Origin of the sequence: Flavilitoribacter nigricans DSM 23189 = NBRC 102662 (assembly GCF_002646595.1) — a bacterium.
Taxonomy (GTDB): Bacteria; Bacteroidota; Bacteroidia; order Chitinophagales; family Saprospiraceae; genus Flavilitoribacter; species Flavilitoribacter nigricans.
In genome coordinates this window covers 23,489-43,712 of the sequence record NZ_PDUD01000040.1, presented here as the reverse complement: position 1 = coordinate 43,712, position 20,224 = coordinate 23,489, and the positions used below count along the sequence as shown (strand labels likewise).

Sequence of the window (20,224 nt, the reverse complement as noted above, 5' to 3'; positions counted from 1 at the left end):
TCTTTGGAGACGAAAAATTACCGGACTAAGCTCGGGTGATAGAAAAGATTTACTTTTTAATTATGAAAAATAATATATGTAAATCTTTATCGAATATGTAAAAATGAGCGATTATGGGAGTGTTTTATCCTGAGGTGCTGATGGCGATGACTCAATGCTAAATTTGATTCTGATGATGGGATAGCTCCGGCTGACTTTCAAGCGAAAATCAAAAACAAATGCTTGAATTTGTCGAAAAATGTAAACGTTTTCACGTTTTATTGCCCCAAAATCGGTTTCATTTTTAGTTGATTATTTACAAAGTCGGAGTGGACTTTGCAGATCCCAAAAAAGAATGAAATGATATGCTGTAAATCACTTTCCGGAGGCCCCCGGCAGGTCCATTTTATTGAGAGGAAAGCCGTCGGCTGGTAAGCGGAAAATGCGCTGGAAGTAGTCCGGAGAAAAAGCGGCACACAACCGCTATCTTAGGACTTTCTCGACCATGCTTTCTTTCCCGGATCGGAGAAATGATCAAAATTGCCTACATACCTTCAACAAATTGAGAGATGCCTTTACCAAAAAATCGCCTTAAAAACTGGCTCTGGCTTGCTGTCTGGACCATTTTGCTGGGTGCCTGTAATCAATCGAAGACGGTCTCACTGGTTAAGGCCGCCGACCTTTCCCCGAGGATAGCATTCGCCGCTGAACGTCTTTCCGCAGCCTTGGAAGAGCAGGGCTATCAGGTGGCACACACCCAAACGCTGGATACCAATTCTAATCGTCCTTCTATCGTGATCGGGCTTAATTCGGATGATCATCTGATCGATCAGACCTGGATGAGCAAAAATGAGCAAAAGGAAGGGTATCGCATTCAAAAAAAAGGAGGTCAGACTTGGATAGCGGGAAAAGATGCCAGCGGCGTACTCTACGCCTGCCTGGATCTGGCGGACCGCATCGCCTCCAAAGGAGGTATCCCGGAAGCGATCGACCGGAGCGAGCAACCGGAGATGGTACTGAGGGGAACCTGCATCGGCCTGCAAAAAACGGAATACCTGCCCGAAAGGGAAGTGTACGAATACCCGTATACTCCCGAAAATTTCCCCTGGTTTTACGATAAGGAACTTTGGATCCAATACCTGGACATGATGGTGGAAAACCGCCTCAATTCCCTTTACCTCTGGAACGGACACCCCTTCGCATCGCTGGTGCGTTTGCCGGATTACCCTTATGCGGTAGAAGTGGATGATGACACTTTCGCCCGCAACGAGGAGATCTTCGGTTTTTTGACCGAGGAAGCGGACAAGCGCGGTATCTGGGTGATCCAGATGTTTTACAATATTATTGTATCCAAACCCTTCGCCGAACACCATGAGATCGAAACGCAGGACAGGTCCCGGTCGATCATTCCGGTAGTGGCGGATTATACGCGTAAATCCGTCGCAGCCTTTATCGAAAAGTACCCCAATGTGGGACTGATGGTGTGCCTGGGCGAGGCCATGAATACGATCGAGGACGATGTGGAGTGGTTTACCGAAACGATCATTCCCGGCGTTAAGGACGGCCTGGAACGCCTGAACATCAGCGAAGAACCACCAATTGTGCTCCGGGGGCACGACACCGACCCCAAACGGGTAATGGACGAAGCTTTGAAAAGTTACCGGAATCTTTACACCACCGCAAAATACAACGGAGAATCACTGACAACCTACGAACCCCGGAATTCCTGGGTAGATGTGCACCAGGCACTGAGTTCGCTGGGATCGGTCCATATCTCCAACGTGCACATCCTGGCCAACCTGGAACCCTTTCGCTACGGTTCGCCGGATTTTATCCGGAAAAGCACCGTGGCCATGCACGATCTGCAGGGAGCCAACGGACTGCATTTATACCCGCAGGCTTCTTATTGGGACTGGCCCTATACCGCCGATAAAACGGATCCCCGCCTGCTGGAAATGGAACGCGACTGGATCTGGTACGCGGCCTGGGCCCGCTACGCCTGGGACTGTCGACGGGACGAAGTGGAGGAGGATGCCTACTGGTCCGAACGACTGGCCCGTTTTTATGACTGTGAAGCCGGTGGCGGAGATATTCTGACGGCTTACGAGGAAATGGGCGAGATCGCGCCTAAATTGCTTCGCCGCTTCGGGATTTCCGACGGCAACCGGCAGACCCTGTTATTGGGGATGTTCATGAGCCAGCTGGTAAATCCCGATAAATGGAATGTCTACCAAAGCTTCGTGGACAGCAACGGCCCGGAAGGCGAACGGCCCATCGATTACGCCCGGAAGGAAGCTGCCGGGGAATCCCATAGCGGAGAATTGCCGCTGCCCCTGGTCGAGGCGGTGAAAGCACACGCGGCACGGGCCGTGGAAGCTATCGAGCGGGCGGCCCCATCGGTGCAGGCCAACGCGGCGGAATTTGCCCGCCTGAAAAACGATGTATACTGCTACCGCGACATTGCGGACTTTTTTTACGAGAAAGTCCAGGCGGCCATGAAAGTGCTGGAGTATAAATACCAGGGTGATGTAACCGCACTGGAAGCGGCCGGCGTCCACCTGGAACGGAGTCTGACCCACTTTGCGGATCTGGTGGAGCGGACCGAAGATACTTACCTCTACGCTAATAGTATGCAAACGCAACAGCGCCGGGTACCGATCTCCGGTCGGGACGGAACGAACAAGACCTGGGCGGAATTGCTGGTCCATTATCAGAATGAATTCGACAACTTTCAAAGAAATGTAGCCACCCTGCAGGACAAGCAGGAGGGCGCCGCTACAGGACCGAAACGGGCGATCCTGCAACCGGCATCCATCACTATTCTGAGCGAACACCAGGGGACTTATGATTTGCGGGCGGGGGCCAAAATTTATGCGGACCGCGACTATCAGATCCTGGAAGTAGCGCCGGAACTGGGGAAACTGCAGGGTATCCGCTTTGGGGACCAACAACAGCAGGAGGAAGGCACCATCCTGAAATTCGAGAATCAGGACACGGTGAAGATCGTCGTGGGGTATTTTAATACCAACAGCTATACGACCTTGCGTCCGCCCACGCTGGAAACGAACGCCAGTGCCAACAACCGGGGGCAGGCCGATATCAAAATTGCCAATGCCCTGCGAATGGACGGGTTGTATCCGGTCAATATCTATACCTATACCTACGAACCCGGCACACACGAACTAAAACTCGGAAAGGGTCGGGTGCTGATCCTGGGAGCAGTTACCGGCGACACGGATATTAAAATGCACGATGCCGGAATTACGGACCAAAAGGACGGCGCACCGGTCGACTGGCTATTTTATTAGCAAGTAATTACTACTATTTATCCCTCGGCACCATTATGAAATTTAAAATGACCATCCAATTAACTCAGAAGCATGATAAGATCAGTTAGCCGGGCGCTTGTTGCGCTGCTCCTTTTTGCCGGAATAGCCGGATGCTCCGAGCCGGAGCCGCTGCCGACAACAGTCTCTGCGGAGAAAATGCAGGAAGTCTACGAAACCATCCGGACGCCGTACAAATACGGCTTGATCATGGTCCCGGATTCGGACACCCTGAAAATTGATTGTCCGACCATCTTTCGGGAAAACGATCACTGGTACATGACCTACTTTATCTTTGACGGCCGGGGATATGAGACCTGGTTGGCGGAGAGTGAAGACCTGTTGCAATGGAATACGCTGGGCACGGTATTGTCCTTTTCCGACAGCACCGACTGGGATGAAAATCAAAAGGCGGGTTATCCGGCGCTGCAGGATCCCACCTGGGGTGGCTCCTACGAACTACATACTTATGATGATAAATACTGGATGCCTTACTTCGGCGGTAGTTCCCGCGGGTACGAAAAAGGGTTGCTCTCGGCGGGTATGGCTTTTACCGGCCAATCTCCAACTTCACTGCACGAATGGCAGCGACTGGACGAACCGATCTTTATGGCTACCGACAGTAACGCCCGCTGGTTTGATAACAGCACGATTTACAAGACCTGGGTCATGGAAGATAAAGAACAACTCACCGGATATCCCTTCGTGATGTACTACAATGCCCGGGGGGACAGTATCAATCCGGCGCGGGGTGCCGAGCGCATCGGCATGGCGGTCTCCGAGAATATGGTGGACTGGCAGCGCTTCGGAGATACTCCCCTGATCAATCACCACAAAGGTATCTCCGGGGACGCCGTGCTCCAGAAGATCGACGATATCTGGGTGATGTTCTACTTTGGCGCATTTTGGCCCACCCGGGAAGATCATCTGGCCTTCAACCGCTTTGCCTGTTCCTACGATTTGGTACACTGGACGGAATGGGAGGGGGAAGACCTGATCGCTCCTTCGGAACCCTACGATGACATGTTCGCGCATAAGTCCTGTGTCATTCAGCACGAAGGGGTGGTCTATCATTTTTACTGTGCCGTCAATAAGGGGCAGGATAGAGGCATTGCCGTGGCTACCAGCCAAGACTTGGGCACGAGTAGTTTACACTTTAAATCTTCGGAGGAGCACCCGCAATGAGACCAATACGCCTTTACCTGCTAATTCAGCTAGCCCTTTTATCCTTACTGTTCGGAGCCTGTGGTTCGGTGAACGACCCAGGAACGATTACCGAATCGGACGCCTTCACGGCCCAGCCGTGGGTTTTCTGGTACTGGAATGATGCCGCCGTTTCCAAAGCCGGCATTACCCTCGACCTGGAAGCGATGCAACAACAGGGCATCGGCGGCGCTTATATTTTCTTTATCCGGGGCGCTTCCGATCCACCCAAATTTACACCGCCCGCGGTGCAGATGACGGAACACTGGTGGGATCTGGTGCGCTTTGCCTTTGCGGAAGCGGAACGGGTGGGAATCAAACTTGGATTACACGCCTGTGACGGATTTACCACTGCCGGCGGTCCCTGGATCAGTCCGGAGAAATCCATGAAGAAGGTGGTGTGGGCGGATGCCTTGCTCACGGCCGGGGAATGGTCGGGCGATCTGCCCCAGCCGGAGACTATCGAGGGCTTCTACCAAGACATTAAAACCTATGCCTATCGGGTTGATCCGGAGCAATTGCAGTCTAGTTACCTTTTAAAGCCCCTAGTTACTACCAACCTGCCCGATACCGACGTTTTCTGGTTAAACGATCCTGCGATAAAGGACCAGCGGCTGCGAGCGGACGAACCGGGTTGGATCCAATTTGAATTTGATAAACCCTTTACCTGCCGCTCGATCACAATCAAAGCTGCGGGCAATATTTTTCAGGCCCACCGTCTGATCGTGGAAACCAGTAATAACGGAACCAATTTTCAACAACATACCCGCCTGCAGCCCCAACGGCAGGGATGGATGGACGGCCAGGTGGATGTGACCCACGCCATTCCTCCGGCTACCGCCAGATATTTCCGGCTCCGCTACGATCCGGAGGGCACGGAACCAGGGGCGGAAGATCTCGATGCAGCCAAATGGCGACAATCGCTCAAAATACCTGGCATTGAATTATCGGCGGAAGCTAAAATACATCAGTACGAAGGCAAAAACGGGTCCATCTGGCGGATTGCCGACCATACGGCGCACAAACAATTCGACCCTGAACAGTGGATATCGCCGGAAGACATTATAGACTTGACGGATCGGGTCGATGCTAACGGCAAATTACAATGGACCATACCTGCGGGCAACTGGCGCGTTCGCCGCATCGGATACACTTCCACGGGCAAAACCAACTACATCGGCGGTGGGGCCAAGGGCCTGGAGTGCGATAAATTTGATCCCGCTGCTGTGGAACTCCAGTTTGACAGCTGGCTGGGCGCATTTTACGAACAGATACCACCGGAGACGATCGAAGAAACACTGAAGATCTTCCATGTCGATAGTTGGGAATGCGGGAGTCAAAACTGGTCGGCGTCCTTCACGGAAGAGTTTGCCAGTCGCCGGGGTTACGATCTGCTGCCGTATTTGTTGGTCATGACGGGAGTGCCGGTGCAATCCGCTGAATTCAGCGAAAAGGTATTGCTGGATGTGCGGGAGACGATCGGCGAATTGGTCCGGGACAATTTCTTTGGGACCTTTAAGCAGAAAGCAGCGGCCAAAGGCCTGCTGTTCAGTGCCGAAAGTATCGCCCCGGTGATGGTTGGAGACGGAATGCTGCACCACGGTACCGTCGATCTGCCCATGGGTGAATTCTGGTACAACAGTCCGACCCACGATAAACCCAACGACATCCTGGATGCGATCTCGGGCGGACATATCTACGGGAAGAAGATCATTCAGTCGGAGAGTTTTACGGAAATCCGGCTGGACTGGGACGAACATCCGGCCAAACTGAAACAGGACCTGGATCGCAATTTCGCACTCGGCATCAACCGTATTATCTTCCACGTTTTTAACCATAATCCCTGGGTAGATAAAAAACCGGGGATGACCCTCGGAACAGTTGGCTTTTTCTACCAACCTAATCAGACCTGGTTCGCTACCGGCGGCCCGGCCTGGATGGACTACATTACCCGGTGTCAGGAACTGCTGCAGACTGGTGTTCCGGTAGTAGATGTGGCCGTTTTTACTGGAGAGGAATTTCCCCGCCGGGCATTGCTGCCGGATCGTCTGGTGCCGGTTTTACCCGGAATATTCGGAGATACGATCCTGCGCCGGGAGAAAGCCCGTCTGGCGAATAGCGGGATCCCGACGCGGCAGCGACCGGCAGGAGTGACCTCAGTGGCCAATATTGCCGATCCGGTCAACTGGGTCGATCCGCTGCGGGGAAATGCCTACGATTCCTTTAACCGGCATGCCTTATTGCGACTGAGCGAAGTTCGGGACGGAAAGATTGTCCTGCCCGGCGGAGCTGCTTATTCCCTGCTGGTGATCCCAGGCTCCCGAAGAATGATGCCCGAAGGCAACCGGATGAGTCTGGCGGTCGCGAAGAAGATACTCCAACTGGTACGGGAGGGTGCTAACGTCTACATGCAGGAAAAACCGACGCATTTGTTGGAACTCGAACCGGCCTCCAAGCAGGCGGAGTTCGATGAAGTGATCCATACTTTGTTCGCAGGATCGCGGGGAACGGAATTGGTCGCCACCAAGATTGGGAAAGGGCAGCTCATTACGGGAACCTATACGGCTGATTCCTTTGAACCATTCGGTCTGGCCAAAGATGTAGTGATCGGCAAAGCCGACGATCCGTCTGCTCAAAACATCGCCTGGAACCATCGTCGTCATGGAGATGAAGAGGTGTATTTTATTGCAAATCAATCGGATAAAGTCCAGGACTTGGATCTTTCATTTAGGGTGAGCGGTAAAACGCCGATGCTTTATGATCCCAATCGGGATCAATGGCAAAGTTGTAGCCAGTGGCAGACAGCCGGTGAACGGACAACCCTCCCCCTGCGACTGAATGCCTTCGAATCCCGTTTTGTAGTTTTCGGCCGGCAACAGGAAACCGATCGAACTTTTGAGAATAACTGGCCGGAATATACTCCGGTGCAGGAACTGAACGGAGCCTGGTCCGTTTCTTTCGACACCGCCTTCGGTGGCCCAGCTGCGGCCCTGGAGTTCAAGCAACTGATCGACTGGACGGCGCACGAATCGTCTGCCGTACGCTACTATTCCGGCACCGTCGTTTATTCCAATAATTTTGAATGGAAGGGTGAAGAGGCGAATGATAGCCGCTATTACTTATCATTGGGTGAAGTGCACGATCTGGCCCAAATAAAAATTAACGGCGAAGTATGCGGCGTAGCCTGGACCGCTCCCTACGAAGTCGATATAACCGATTTTCTCCGGGCAGGCAATAACCTGCTGGAAGTAGAAGTCAGCAATACCTGGGCCAATCGCCTGATCGGTGATCATGCATTGCCGGAAGCGGAAAGGGTGACCTGGACCACGGCACCTTATCGCCTGGAAGGCCGGGAACTGTTGCCGGCTGGTTTATTGGGGCCGATCACTATTTTCAGCGTGGAGTAGTCGCTTTAGGCTAAACTCGAATTAAAACTCTAAAGTCCAGACTATATGTCCGGAAATGCAGGAACTAGAAAAATCAACATTATGAAGATCCTAAGCAAGACAGCCCTGTGGCTACTGCCGTTGTTGCTGTTCGCTTTTAGCCAACCGAATGCGGAATACCGGGTTATCCATACTTCCGTGGACAATATGGAAAATCCGACCGGTGTAGAATTGGAGACTTTCTTTTTTAGCTGGAAACTGGACGCTACGGAGCGGCAGGTCAAACAGTCCGCCTATCAGATCCTATTGGCGGATGCTGAAGATTTTTCAAAAGCCCATCTCATCTGGGATAGTAAAAAAATAAAACAGGAACAGAGCATTTTAATTCCCTACAAGGGGCCAAGTCTGCAACCCGGGAGGACTTATAACTGGAAGATCAGGTCCTGGTCGGATAAGGGCCATGCGTCTGACTGGAGTGCGGTCGCTCAGTTTACCACCGGGTTGTTTACGGAAGCAGACTGGAAAGGTGCCGAATGGATCGCCTACGATCAGATGCCGCCCGAAAACCGGCTGGTGCCCGGAATTCACCATCCCGGAAAAGCGTATCGAGGGAAAGATCTGGGATTCCATAAATTACCGATTTTCCGCCGGGAGTTCAGCCGTCAGAAGCCATTGAAAAAAGCGATGGTGTTTGTCACTGGTCTGGGACATTATGAACTCTATCTAAACGGTGAACAGGTCGGCAATCGGGTACTGGCACCGGGCTGGACCCACTACGATGCAGAGGTGCTCTACAATATTTTCGACTGTACCGAACAGATCAAATCCGGCACCAATGCCCTGGCAATGATGCTGGGCAACGGTTTTTTTGTTGTACCCAACAGCCGTTACCGCAAGGTGATGACGGGCTACGGCAATCCCATGCTGAAATGCCGGCTGCAACTGATCTACGAAGACGGTACCGAGGAGAACATCGTCTCGGATACCAATTGGAAGACCATTCCCGGCCCCATTACCTATTCCAGCATGTACAGCGGTGAGCACTACGATTCCCGCCTGGAACCGGATAATTGGCAACTGGCCGGTTTTAACGACCGGGACTGGCAAGCGGCGATCCGCGTCCCGGCTCCCTGTGAAGAGCTGAAACCGGAGCGGGATTATCCGGTTGAAGTTACTCAGGAATTGTCGCACGGGGAACTATACGCCAATCAGGAACAAGAAAATTCCTGGACCTATGATTTCGAGCAGAATGCATCGGGAATGTTCCGGGTCAGGGTGCAGGGCCAACCGGGCGATACGATCCGATTGGTACCCGGTGAACTGATCTTTGATAGCTACGCCGTCAACCAGAAGGCGACCGGCAGGACGCACGACTATAGCTACGTACTGAAAAGCAATAAACCGGAAATCTGGCAACCCCGATTTACCTACTACGGTTTCCGCTACATACAGGTGGATCGGGCGGTGCCCGCGGGAAAGGAAAATCCGGATGAACTGCCTGTGATCCTCGATCTGAAGATGCTCCACATGCGCAACGCCATGCCGGAAACCGGGCAATTTGCCACTTCTCATCCTTTATTCAGCCAGATCAACGATCTGATCCGCTGGGCTATCAATAGCAATGTGCAGAGTGTAGTCACGGATTGTCCGCACCGCGAAAAGCTGGGGTGGCTGGAACAAACCTATCTGATGGGGGGAAGTATCCACTACAACTACGACGTTTACGGCTTGTATAAAAAGCTGGTCAACGATATGATCGTGGCCCAAACCGACGAAGGGCTGGTGCCGGCCATTGTTCCGGAATACGTGCGTTTCGGCGGAGATTTCACGGACTCACCGGAATGGGGAAGCGCCGGGGTGATCGTACCCTGGCTGATCTACAAATGGTACGGAGATCAATCAGTACTACGGAAAGCCTGGCCGATGATGGAAGCCTATGTGGCCTACCTCCGCGATAGATCTGAGGACCATATTGTTTCCCACGGACTGGGCGATTGGTACGATCTCGGCCCGGAACGTCCCGGCTACTCCCAACTGACCCCCAAGTCCCTCACCGCCACTGCGATCTATTTTTACGATGTACAATTATTGAGTAAAATAGCCGAATTATTGGGTAAGCATGAGGCACAAAGGGAATACCACAACTGGGCGGAAGCAATTAAAACTGCATTCAACTGGGAATTCTTTGATCCGAAGACGAAGATCTATTCTACGGGTAGCCAGACGGCTATTTCCATGCCGCTGGTGCTGGGACTGGTCGCGGAGGAAGACCGTGCGGAGGTGGAAGCGACGCTGGTCCGATCTATCGAAAATTCGGATTTTGCCCTCACCGCCGGTGATGTTGGTTTTCATTTTCTGGTCAAAGCCCTGCAGGATTCCGGGAACGGATCGATCATTTACCGAATGAACGCCCGGGATGATGTACCGGGTTACGGCTATCAATTGAAGAAAGGTGCCACCGCCCTGACCGAATCCTGGCAGGCACTGGAGGTGGTTTCGAATAACCACCTGATGTTGGGGCACATCATGGAATGGTTTTACAACGGTTTGGCCGGAATTGGTCAGGCAGCCGATGGCGTGGCCTACAAGGAGATCGTGATCCAGCCGCAGATGCTCTCCGAGATCGGGTATACGGAAGGTAGTTTTGAAACGCCCTACGGTAGCGTACGCTCTGCCTGGAACCGGACGGATTCGCGGATAGAGTTGGAGGTAAACATCCCGGTAAACACCACCGCTACAGTCGTATTACCGGCTACGGAATTGTCCAAACTGACCGTAGATCATCTACCGCTGAGCGCTTCCGGAATACGATTTGAAGAGGACGCTTCCGGGGAGCATATCCGCGTTTTTGTAGGTTCGGGAGAGTACGGGTTTGTGGTTAGCTTATAGCCAGACTCTTTTATTCATTCGGCTTCGTAAATTAGTATTCCGCATTTTCACCTTCCCGCTTTTTCTTGTTAGAGGTGAGCAAGACATCATTGGTGGCAGAACTCCCTTTTTTATCCTGACACAAAATTGGATTGGGATCTGGCGCTTTATAGACCGTCCGGATCAAACCGCTTTGTGTCAAGCATATAATTTCCCGTACCTAACCATCGTTAGTCTAATCTAAACGGCACCCGGACCACTACGGATCAAAGCCCCTCTTAATGATCTGAACCGGTTTATTCAGATCCGGTCGCCAATCTTTGATGGCCGGAGCAAATTGGGCCTGCTGTAATCCAGCTGGGCCTTTGCCACATTGGCCACCCTAATCTTTAAACATCAATCAACACACCAACTTCATGAAAAGGCATCTCTTTGTACCGCTCTTTCTATTGCTCATTCTGCTATCCTGTCAGCGATCGGAAACCGGCATTCCCGGGCAGTCCGGTGTGACGGCCGAAAATGCCCTGGCTAGCTATCTCGATAATGATGACCCGACTTTTTCCTGGGAAGTAAGGACCACCTACGATATTGCGGGCGTCAAGGTTTACGATCTGCTGCTTACTTCCCAGACCTGGCGGGAACATCGCTGGGTGCACCAACTGACCATACTGGTTCCGCCGGAAAATAATTACGATGGGGCATTGCTCTACCTCAATGGACGGGGCATTCGGGACGGCGAACCCGACTGGCGCGGATCCAATGAGATCACCTCTTTGGTGCTGGCCCAGGTAGCGCTGAAAAATAAGGCGATCACCGCCGTTCTGTGGCAGGTGCCAAATCAACCGCTGTACGATAATCTGAGTGAAGATGCCCTAATCTCCTATACCCTGCACCAATTCAAAGCGGACGGCGATTTTACCTGGCCCCTGCTGTTCCCGATGGTCAAAAGCGCCGTAAAGGCCATGGACGCGATCCAGGAATTCAGTCAGGAAGAACTGGCCGCCAGCATCGATCGTTTTGTGCTGACGGGTGCCTCCAAGCGCGGTTGGACAAGCTGGTTGACCGGAGCTGCCGACCAGCGGGTAGCCGCCATTGCACCCATGGTGATCGATGTGTTGAACATGCCGGTCAATCTGCAGTACCAGCTTGACGTCTGGAATGATTACAGCCCCCAGATCAATGACTATGTGGATCTCGGCATTGTGCAGGAAGTAGAAACGGGCAGAGGCCCGGAAATTGCCCGGATGATCGACCCCTACGCCTACCGGGCGAACCTGACGATGCCCAAACTGATCGTCATCGGCACGAATGACGAATACTGGCCGGTTGACGCGATCAAGCACTATATTGACAATATCCCGGGAGAAAATTTGATAACCTATCTGCCCAATGCGGGCCACGATCTGGGTGGGGGAGAAGCGGCCATTCGGGCGATCAGTGCCTTTTTCGGTCAGACCCTTAACGGAGCGCCTCACCCGCAAATCCAGTGGGATCTGAATTACGATAGCCGGGGGATCAGCCTGGAAGTTAACGGTACGATGGATGCGCTACAGTCGGTTGCGCTCTGGTGGGCCGATTCGGAAGATCGCGATTTTCGGGATGCCAGCTTCACCAAGCAGGACCTGGACCTGCCGGGCGGGGCGGAACTTACCACTCCAATCGATTATCCCGACTCGGGATTCCGGGCATTCTACGTGGATCTGGAATACGCGGATGCCAACGGTGGCACCTACACCTTAAGTACCCGCATGTTTGTCGCAGATACGGATGAAGTATTCGTAGATTGAAAATGAAATAGAAAGGTTTGGGAATCATTCCGGATCTCCGGAGAAATGCTCCCAAACCTTTCCAGTCGGTTTAGTTAGCGATCAATACTTTCCGGGAAAATTGCCGACCGCCGATTTCCACCTGGACTAAAAATAGCTCGGCGGAAAGCTCAATATTCGACAGGGGGATCTGCAGGAGATTATCACCGCTGACCATTTCCCGCCGGATGGTGTGCAACACCCGACCGTGGAGGTCCGTCAGTTGGATATTTGCGGTCGAGTAAGCTTCGGAGGATACCAGCAGGTTCAGCGTTCCCGCTTTACTGATCGGATTGGGGAACAGCACTTTCAGGTCATAGCGATTGCCTGCACTATTCACCCGCTGGATATGACTACTGATCCCCGCCGGTTCCGCTTCGTAACAATCGGTACTTTTCAATTTTTTACTGATGATCAGGCCGCTTTCGTCCATCCATTCGATCGTCAGGTATTCCTTGTTCAGACCGGGTACGTCATCGGTAGTGAAATAGTTATTCCCCGGGGATGCATTGATCACGCCACTCTGATTATCATCATCGTGACTCCAGGAAACCTCCACCGCGAATGAATTGGGGTTGACCACCAGCCATTGCAGTTCACCGGCTACATCGTAATCACAATCGGCATAACTTTTCAGGTTATTTACCTTTAGGCCGTTACCTGCATACGCTCCGATGGGAGTAATGGCAATACCGTTCTCATCCACCAGCGGATTACCGAAGAAATCGGTGGCCGGAGTTTCCGGGATGTGGGAAAAGATGCCGGTTCCGGCCTCCGGGAAAGCCGGATGTGGCCGCTCTTCACCGGCTTTGATCGCCGGGCTGTCCTTGAACAGGCGGTAGCCGTCGGCTTCCAGTTTGCCGGCTTCAACGTATTTCGGATCGGCCTGGATCGCAGAGGCATCCAGTTGTGTGAAGGCAGTATTGATGTCTCCGAAGAACAGGTTATTCGAAACGTCCAGCGGCCCCGGATTGGTGGATAACAATAGCTCCGCACCGATCGTCGAATTGTTTTCGGTCTGGAAGATGTTATTGTAAATAAAGGCGTCCTCACCGTTGATGGAGATATCCGGTGTAAATCCGTTGCCGACGTAAACGGAGTTGTTGTAGATGTAATTCCCGGCCGACAAAATGCCGTTATTACCCGCATAATCGGAGATCCAGAGGGTATTCCCCTTATTGTCCCGCAGTCCGTCATTGACACTGATGTTGTACCGCCAGATGCTGTTGATGTTGTCACCGAGTATTTCGACAAAGCCACCTTCGGAATCTTCCGAATAATTGTACTGGAATAGAACATTCTTATTGCCGTAATCGATGTGCATGCCGTAGGAGTCACCACTGCCCCGCACGTGTCTGGAGATATTGTGCTGGGCAATAATATTGGTGCAGCTGAAGAACCAGGCTCCGCTGCCGCGACCGATCATCTTATCGGGAACAGTCTTAGCGCCGGTAGCGTGAAAGACATTGGACTCAACTAGGGCGTTGTAGGCGTTGGACAGGACGATACCCGAACCGCCGTTCTCCCATACCGTATTGTTGCGGAAAATGATCTCCCGGTTTTTGATGAGGTCCCGCTCGATCGTTTCCGAGCCGTTAAACCGCCTTCTGGCCCAGAATCCGATCTTACCGATCCGGGAGAAATAGCAGTCTTCCACAATAATGTTTTCCATGTATTTAACGGACCCCGGGTTGCTGTTGCTCGTTTCGGCAAAGATCCCGGTTACCTGGATGGCATTGAATGGTACGAGATTGATATCGGAAACGGAGAAAACGTCCGTTATCGTCAGGTTCCGGAAGGTAAAATTACCGGTGATCCCGTCGCTGTCATTCAGCAGTAATATTCCGGACGCGTAAGTGTCGGGAACCCCGGTCCGTGAGCTGCTACGGGGATTGGTGATGTGCAGATCGGAAATTTCAATATTGCTTTTATTGATGATGACGATCGTCTCTGCGAATGATCCCTGGCCATCGTCGGCCATACTGCCGTCCAGTATCGGTTGCTCGCCGGTTCCGTAACTACTGATAACCAGCGGAGCCTCGACGGTACCACTGGCGGATACAACCAGTCTGCCGTTGAACACATCACCCGCTTTGAACAAGACCTGGTCACCGGTGATCTGACCGAGTGCCGTGGTTCGGGCCAGGGTTTTCAGAGGAGTTGCGGGAGAATAGCCGTCATTACTGTCATCGCCATCCGTAGCGCTCACGTAGATGGTCTGCGGTATGCTGGTGATCAGGGCGTTGACCTGGGCGTTATTGAAAATGACATCCTGCGAAGCCGTAGTGGCGGCAATCTGGATCTCCGTTTCTCCAAGTCCGGCGTTGGGAGTGAATTGGACGAATCCTTCCGTGCCTCCGGCTTCGATGGTAATGGTCGCGGCGGAAAGCTGGTATTGGGAACTAGTCAATCCATTGACCGATAGTGCAAAAGTTTCGGTATTCTCCACCGGGGTACCATCCGTAGAAACGATAATTTCGACGGTCTCTCCGGGCTCCAGCCGTTGCTTCGTCAGGGACAAGGCCGCGATTGGTGGCGTAAAAGCATAGGCCTCTATCCAGTCGATCAGGGGGCTGGGGGTATCTCCGCCGATCGGACGAATCTCGATGCTATTGCTGCCGGCCGCGAGTTCGGCATTGATCGCAGCGTAGCGGGCCGCACCCTCGAAACAAAAATTCCCTACGGGCAGGGAAGTGATCCGGGTGGCGACTCCGTTGATGAAAACATCCAGGCTCTGCGTGGCACCTTTACCGAAGTAGGCGAATCCGATCTTATAGTAGCCGGCATCGGTTACTTCCACATTGTTGAAACTTAGGGTATTACTTGTCGACTTGTCGAGTTTTACAAAAGCCTGTTCGGAAGCATTGTCACAGCCGGAAACGACCGTAGCGCCCCCAGAAAGACTTCCCGTTTCGGCTTCGGCAAACCACTGGTGGACGGGGAATTCGCTCAATTCCAAACGATCCAGAAAAGGAGATGGCTGCCCCTGCACGGGCGCCAGCGTGAGGTAATTGGTTCCCGCCTGCAACGGCAACCTAACGGTGGCGCTAGCGGCCGGACCTTCAAAACACCAGGAGGCGGGTAAGAAGACCTTTTCCTTTACCGGAAAGCCATTGACGTAAAGCTGCAGATAGGTAGACGAGGATTTATAGAAATAGTCGATGGTCAGTTCATAACTGCCACTGCTGTTTACATTAATATTGCCGAAAGTCACCTGATTTTCACTGTCACTCTCCAGGCGGACAAAAGCTTCGTTAGAGGCATTACCGCAGCCGGAAGCCACAAAGGCCGCACCGCTGAGAATGCCCTCTTCTGCTTCCGAACTCCAGTTGGGGGGAGGGGCAATATCTATTTTTTCTACCTGGACATTATCCAGCATAAAACTGTTGACCCCAAATTGGTAGACCTGAAACTGAGCTTTGGTGATGCCCGCAGGAATAGTAAAGGTTGCAGTGGTGGTCCCGAAACTATTGGAGGTCACATTTTCAATTCTGGCGGCATTCGTGGGATTGATCGTGCCGTTGGTGGTGCTTAATTCCACATTAGTTATGGGCATAATCGTGTTATTGCCGGCGTCGTCTTCGGTGCGAATACGGACGAAATAGACGGTATTCGTTACGGAAATATCCAGGGTAAGCCGGTAGGATTGTTCGGCTTCAACTGGGAATAATGGAGATCGCAGGAAGTGGTCGCCGCCGGTCGTATTGGAAGCGAGCAGTACCTGGGTGGAATTGCCGTTGGTGCCGGATGCTATTTCGGAAGATCCATTGGACAGATCCGTATATCCAATTGCACTACCCGCAGTACCGAGGGAATAAGCTTCAAAATTTTCATCGTAAACCAGATCCGGTACGATGCGCTCGGTGGAGATGTTGTCCAGCATGAAACTGTTGACGCCAAACTGGTAGATCTGGATCTGGGCGCCGGTCATCCCGGCCGGAACGCTGAAGGTGGCCGTTGTGGTAGCGAAGCTATTGGCCGTTACGTTTTCGATCCTGGAAGGGTTACTGGGGTTGACATCGCCGTTACCGGGCACCAGCGTTACATCGGTTGTCGACAATACGATATTGTTGCCGGCAGCGTCTTCCGTTCTGATCCGGACCATATAAACCGTATTGGTGAGGGAAATATCAAAGCTGAACGTGTAGGTCTCATTTTCCAGGACCGGGAACAGCGGCGATCGCAAAAAGTGGTCCCCTCCGCTTGTATTGGAAGACAGCAAGACCTGGGTCGCGTTACCGTTGGAACCATCAGCTACCGCTGAAGTCCCGTTTCCCGTATCAGTGAATCCGATGGTACTGCCCGCGGTACCGGTGGCGTAGGATTCAAAATCTTCCTGGAGGGTTTGGGCGTAATTCGGGAGGCTGAGTACTAATGCTAAGAGGCTGCAATAAAGAGCTTTCATGGTCTTATTTTTGTGGTAAAATCAAATCATTTGACCGATTTTGCGAAATCATTGACTGATTTTATAGCTTCGATCAAAATAATTATTGGATCAAAGGTAGCTGAAGGGAATATTGAAAAAGGGTGGGAATTGGTTCAATAACAGGGGTATATTAAGCCAAATCGCTATTTGAGAAGCTCTTTTTGGTGAAAGTTACCTATGGAGAGATTAAAAAAATTACGAGATCGGCCGGAGATCAGGATCCGTAGGCCCGTAAGGTAACGGAAATGCGCCGGCCGGTATATTTTGTAAAATGGGGTACCTCATGGGTAAAGTGTTTATTGGTGTCCCAGGGAATGATCAGTACATCGCCGTTGACGACCGGAAAATCCAGGAAGCCCTCTCCCCGGAATGGTCGAAAGCGAAAAATCCGGGTTTCTCCGTGGGATATGGTTACAATGGGCGTTCCGGGTACCAGCCCTTTGGTAGAATCGCGGTGCCGACCGATGTAGTGTTTCGAACTACCATCGTACCAGTTGATGAGCAAACTGTTTAATTCCGGGTGGATATTTTCCTGACACCATTGGAGATATTTTTGGTGCCCGGCGTGGATCGGCAGGGCATTGTTCCTGGAGCCGGTATATTCGTAATTTTTGCCGTAAGCCTGTTGCCATCTCGGCGTAGGTACGCGCTTGCCGTGTATGACTACTTCGTGAAAGTCATCGGGGTGCTCCCGCCAAAGTGCAGCAAAATCCGGTTGATCCAGTTTGAAGCGATCGACCTGGTGGTATTTTTCAATGAAATGATCACTATCCAGGAATAGCTTTTCAAATTCATTGCTCTGATCAGCAGCAAAAAGATCCAACTGGCTCATTTGGTCTGGTTTGAAGTATGAATGAATACGCTGCAAGAAGCAACGGAAATTTAGCCGGATAAGTTTCCACCGTACCGTGCTTAATACTTCCCCAAAATGAAGTCCCAACTGAGGGTTTTTCAACTATTCGATCCGTTCCCGGTCTTTGGTAATAAAACAAGCTAAAGTAATGATCGAAATGATAAGAGTTTCCCTTTTGATAGTAGGGATCGCCATGTTTACCGGTATAACCGACGGCAAAGCAGCCCTTCTCCCCGATACGCTGAAGACCAATACGATCTTGTTTCGGGTGACGCACCCCGATCGGGATCAAATCTCCTATCTTTTCGGCACCCATCACGCTTTTGGGGAGTCTTTTTTTAACGAACTGCAGCACGCGGGTGATGCCCTCGGGAGCTCCGATCTGCTCATCAAGGAAAATCTGAATATTCCCGGTCACCGCGCCGAAGACATTATCAACCTAAGGACTTCAACCACTTCCTGGAAGAAGTTTTTGAACCATTCCGATCTGGCTTTCGTCAGCAATGTTCTGGCGGCAAGTCCGGTCGATCTCCAAAAAATGACGCCCACGGAACTGCATACCGTTTTGAGCAGATATTACAAAGAGAAAGTCTGCCTCAGTAAAGATCCGACGGACAGCCATCTAACTCTCGACGATTATATCGGTAGTCTGGCGGAAGCCCATCGGATAAGAATGGTCGGACTGGAAACTACCGAAGAACAGATCGAACTGATCAATCGCGATGTACGGGGGATGCCCCGAAAAGTGCATAAAAAGAGACTAGCCGCGATCATTGATCGCCTCAGGCGTAAAAGTGATGATAACTGTCGGGAAATAGAATGGTACCGAAAGATGGATTTTGATTACCGGCTTACCCAGGCCTGTCAAAATCGTTTGGTCTTAACGGACCGAAACGAGCGTTGGATGGCAGAAATCGAGCCCTATTTGAAAACCAATAACTGTTTTATTGCGGTAGGACTGAGCCATTTGATGTTTGAATGTGGGCTGATCGCGCAGTTAGAAGAACGGGGATATACTATTGTACCGGTGGCGGTGAGGTGAGTGATCCATACTCTGCGTATCTGAATCCTTCGGTACTTCAAAAGAATGAATGTAGGAGAACCCCATTACCTCCAAGGTCTCATTTTCAATTCATTACCAGTAGGAAAAAGGCTGGAGCTGTACCAGGAACGGGAACTAATCCCCGCATTTAGCGATTAGAACCTTTACTGATCAGTCAAAGCTAAACTTGACGCAGACCGGTTTGGAGTACCCAGACCGCTTGTACGTTAGGTTCATTTTTTAAATTAAATCCATCCTACTATGATGAAAACGACATTCAAGCAGACCCGGGAGAAGATCCACATCGGACCTGCCGTTACCTACGAGAACCTATGTATTTTCCCTTTGATCAGTAGTCAGGATAGTGCCTTGAATTATCTGGGCATGAAAACAGCTTTGACTAAAAAACTGATCGAGATCCAGGAAATCAGTGAGGCCGGATCCGTACCTGATCTGAATGTTGTCAACCACTCGGAATTACCAGTCCTGATCGTTGATGGGGAAGAACTGGCCGGCGCTAAGCAGAACCGGATCGCCAATACTTCCATTTTGCTGGCGGCCGGAACTACCACCAAGATCCCGGTGAGCTGCACGGAGCAGGGACGTTGGCGGTACAACAGCCGGTCGTTTTCCGACTCCGGTATTGTGATGTCTTCGAGAGCCCGGGTGAGCAAAAACCACCGGGTAAGCTCCAACCTGAAGCAGGCGAGAGGTTTTGACGCCGAACAAAGAGAAGTCTGGCGCGATGTGGAAAGTCTGCATTTCAGAGGGTCTACACGTTCGGATACACACGCCATGAAAGATGCTTACGAGTTGAAGCAGAAACAAATAACAGCTTACGTCCAGGCCTTTCCACTGGAGGCAGGACAAAAGGGAATGATCGTCTTTATGAACGGTGAGTTGGCCGGGATGGATTATGTATCTCGTTTTGCCGCCTACGCGGATGTACACGAAAAGTTCCTGAAGAGCCATGCGATCGAAGCTCTGACGGAGATCAAGACCGGCTGGTCGGTCGACGGCTTTGAGGAAACAGCCGAAATGTTCCTGGACAATTTGCTGACCCTGCCCGCCACCGAACACCCTTCGGTCGGACTGGGAAAAGATTTTCGGCTGGAAGGACCGGATGCCGGTTCCGCTATGCTGACCTTCGGCGAAGAAGTTGTCCACTGGAACGCCTTCCCGAGTTCCATGATCGATAATCCGGGGCGGTACATCGGTTAGTGAGCTCAACTAATCGTTTTTCACCGATAACTTATACTTGCCTGGAAGCGGTTTGGGGTAATGCTCGAACCGCTTTCCTTCATTATAGAATTTACTTAATGAATTTTCCGAAACG

General features: G+C 51.8%; 9 protein-coding genes. 7 read left to right on the top strand and 2 right to left on the bottom strand.

Annotated elements, in window-relative coordinates; genetic code table 11:
• Positions 1-548: 548 nt before the first annotated feature.
• From CRP01_RS32035 to CRP01_RS32015, 5 genes are all read left to right on the top strand, one after another.
• Positions 549-3,287: an alpha-d-galacturonidase gene (locus CRP01_RS32035; RefSeq protein WP_099154165.1), complete on the top strand. Its 2,739-nt coding sequence runs from the start codon at positions 549-551 to the stop codon at positions 3,285-3,287.
• A gap of 72 nt (positions 3,288-3,359) precedes the next feature.
• Positions 3,360-4,490, top strand: coding sequence for a glycoside hydrolase family protein (locus tag CRP01_RS32030; RefSeq protein ID WP_099154164.1), 1,131 nt, complete (start codon positions 3,360-3,362; stop codon positions 4,488-4,490).
• Positions 4,487-7,915 (top strand): glycosyl hydrolase, encoded by a 3,429-nt coding sequence (locus CRP01_RS32025; protein ID WP_099154163.1) that lies wholly within the window; start codon positions 4,487-4,489, stop codon positions 7,913-7,915. Before CRP01_RS32030 ends, CRP01_RS32025 begins: the two co-directional genes overlap by 4 nt.
• A gap of 81 nt (positions 7,916-7,996) precedes the next feature.
• Positions 7,997-10,783: a family 78 glycoside hydrolase catalytic domain gene (locus CRP01_RS32020; RefSeq protein WP_170110621.1), complete on the top strand. Its 2,787-nt coding sequence runs from the start codon at positions 7,997-7,999 to the stop codon at positions 10,781-10,783.
• A 395-nt stretch (positions 10,784-11,178) separates the two neighbouring features.
• A complete protein-coding gene (locus tag CRP01_RS32015) occupies positions 11,179-12,549 on the top strand; it encodes a PhoPQ-activated pathogenicity-related family protein (RefSeq protein ID WP_099154161.1) in 1,371 nt (456 codons plus the stop codon).
• Positions 12,550-12,619: 70 nt separating this feature from the next.
• Here CRP01_RS32015 and CRP01_RS32010 read toward each other — a convergent pair whose 3' ends face one another.
• Together CRP01_RS32010 and CRP01_RS32005 are read right to left on the bottom strand one after the other, a co-directional pair.
• The gene (locus CRP01_RS32010) at positions 12,620-16,972 is read right to left on the bottom strand and encodes a right-handed parallel beta-helix repeat-containing protein (RefSeq protein ID WP_099154160.1); all 4,353 of its coding nucleotides are present in this window, start codon (positions 16,970-16,972) and stop codon (positions 12,620-12,622) included.
• Between the two features lie 235 nt (positions 16,973-17,207).
• A complete protein-coding gene (locus tag CRP01_RS32005) occupies positions 17,208-17,825 on the bottom strand; it encodes an alpha-ketoglutarate-dependent dioxygenase AlkB (protein WP_099154159.1) in 618 nt (205 codons plus the stop codon).
• Between the two features lie 169 nt (positions 17,826-17,994).
• Here CRP01_RS32005 and CRP01_RS32000 point away from each other — a divergent pair, with 169 nt between their 5' ends.
• Positions 17,995-18,888, top strand: a complete 894-nt coding sequence (locus tag CRP01_RS32000; RefSeq protein WP_222845860.1) for a TraB/GumN family protein — start codon at positions 17,995-17,997, stop codon at positions 18,886-18,888.
• A 261-nt stretch (positions 18,889-19,149) separates the two neighbouring features.
• On the top strand, positions 19,150-20,109 hold the full coding sequence (locus CRP01_RS31995; protein ID WP_099154158.1) for an ARPP-1 family domain-containing protein: 960 nt from the start codon (positions 19,150-19,152) through the stop codon (positions 20,107-20,109).
• Positions 20,110-20,224 lie beyond the last annotated feature (115 nt).

Coding starts and splice junctions, on each gene's coding strand:
- CRP01_RS32005 (WP_099154159.1), bottom strand. CDS start 17,825: ATGAGCCAGTTGGATCTTTTTGCTGCTGATCAGAGCAATGAATTTGAA.
- CRP01_RS32030 (WP_099154164.1), top strand. CDS start 3,360: ATGATAAGATCAGTTAGCCGGGCGCTTGTTGCGCTGCTCCTTTTTGCC.
- CRP01_RS32020 (WP_170110621.1), top strand. CDS start 7,997: ATGAAGATCCTAAGCAAGACAGCCCTGTGGCTACTGCCGTTGTTGCTG.
- CRP01_RS32015 (WP_099154161.1), top strand. CDS start 11,179: ATGAAAAGGCATCTCTTTGTACCGCTCTTTCTATTGCTCATTCTGCTA.
- CRP01_RS32035 (WP_099154165.1), top strand. CDS start 549: ATGCCTTTACCAAAAAATCGCCTTAAAAACTGGCTCTGGCTTGCTGTC.
- CRP01_RS32010 (WP_099154160.1), bottom strand. CDS start 16,972: ATGAAAGCTCTTTATTGCAGCCTCTTAGCATTAGTACTCAGCCTCCCG.
- CRP01_RS32000 (WP_222845860.1), top strand. CDS start 17,995: ATGATCGAAATGATAAGAGTTTCCCTTTTGATAGTAGGGATCGCCATG.
- CRP01_RS32025 (WP_099154163.1), top strand. CDS start 4,487: ATGAGACCAATACGCCTTTACCTGCTAATTCAGCTAGCCCTTTTATCC.
- CRP01_RS31995 (WP_099154158.1), top strand. CDS start 19,150: ATGATGAAAACGACATTCAAGCAGACCCGGGAGAAGATCCACATCGGA.